The sequence below is a fragment of the Acidobacteriota bacterium genome, assembly GCA_039030395.1.
In the GTDB taxonomy this organism is placed as follows: Bacteria; Acidobacteriota; Thermoanaerobaculia; order Multivoradales; family JBCCEF01; genus JBCCEF01.
In genome coordinates this window covers 1-1,567 of the sequence record JBCCEF010000073.1, presented here as the reverse complement: position 1 = coordinate 1,567, position 1,567 = coordinate 1, and the positions used below count along the sequence as shown (strand labels likewise).

1 protein-coding gene is annotated in these 1,567 nt (G+C 69.9%); it reads right to left on the bottom strand.

Annotated features, from left to right (window positions below; all coding sequences use genetic code 11):
* The coding region (locus AAF481_20570; GenBank protein ID MEM7483561.1) for a condensation domain-containing protein at positions 1–1,567 on the bottom strand (1,567 nt) is incomplete at both ends.

Here is a 1,567-nt window from a genome sequence, read left to right as displayed (position 1 = left end):
TAGCCTCGGCCCCGAGGTCCGCCGTCAGGGTGCGTGCGCCCGCTTCGCGGTCGTCGTCGGCCGGTTGATCGAACGGCGGCGCCACCGCTTCGCGCCACGGCACGGACAGCCAGTTGCGAGTTGCCTCGCTGGTGTCGGCGTCGTCTACGCGCTGGCCGAGCGCCGCGCTCCACGCCTGGTAGGACGTCGTTCGTGGCGCCGGTACCGGCGTCTTGCCGGCCTCGATCTGTCGCACCGCGGCCTCGAAGTCACCGAGCAAGATGCGCCACGACACCGCGTCGACCGCCAGGTGATGGATCACCCACAACAAACGATCGGGGGCGGTCGCGTCGTCGAGACCGCGGAAGACCGTCAGCCGCAGCAGCGGACCCGCCGCCAGATCGAGGCTGGCCTGGACCTGCTCGGCCGCGGCTTCGAGAGCGACTCGTCGGCGCGACTCGGGCAGCGACCCCAAGTCGATCTCGTGGAGAGGCGCGCGGCTCTCCGTCGCGGCAATGTGCTGGTGCCAGGCACCGTCCCGTGACTCGAATCGTGCCCGCAGCATGTCGTGCTGCTCTAGCAGTACCGCCAAGGCTTGTTCGACGACCGGCCGTGGCAGGCGTCGCCGTACCGTCAGCAGTAGGGTCTGGTTCCAATGCCAGGGCTCGTCTGCGAGCTCCAACTGATCGAAGAACCAATGCTGGATCGGCGTTAGCGCCACCGCGCCCACCGCCGGCTCGGTGCCGATGATCTGGCGCTGATCCTGCTCGGCCGCCGTGCCGAGTGCACCGGCCAGCTCGCCCAGGGTGGGGTGCGTGAAGATCAGCCGAGGCGACAGCTCGAGGCCGGCCTCCCGTGCCCGCGACACTAGCTGGATGGTGAGGATCGAATCGCCACCGAGCTCGAAGAAGTTGTCCGCCGAGCCGACCGGTCCTTCCAGCCGCAGCACTTCGCGCCAGATCTCCGCCAGCCGAGCCTCGGTCGGCGTCAGCGGCTGGGCCTGGGGGGCGCCGCTGGTCTCGCGGCCCGGCACCGGCAGAGGCATGGCGAGCAATGCCTTGCGGTCGACCTTGCCGTTGCTGGTCAGCGGCAGGCTGGGCAGCACCAGCAGGAACGACGGCACCATGTACTCCGGCAGCCGTTCGCCGAGTTGTTGCCGCAGCGACTCGTTACTGAGGTCGCCGCCCGGGGCGTTGACGTAGGCCACCAAGCCGCGGCCGGCGGGCAGGTCGTCGCGCACCAGGACCACCGCGTCGTCGACCCCGGGATCCTCGGCGAGCACCGACTCGATCTCACCCAGCTCGATCCGAAAGCCGCGGATCTTCACCTGGTGGTCGAGGCGACCGAGGAACTCGATCAGGCCGTCTTCCCAGAAGCGCGCCCGATCGCCGGTGCGGTACAACCGGCCGCCCTCCGCTTCGCTCCACGGATCGGGGACGAACTTCTGCGCCGTCAGCACCGGCTCCTGGGCGTAGCCTGCCGCCAGGCAGTCACCACCGATGTAGAGATCACCGGCCAGGCGCACGGGGCAGGGCTCGAGGCTGCGGCCGAGCACGTGGTAGCGCGCGTTCTGGATCGGCCGGCCGTA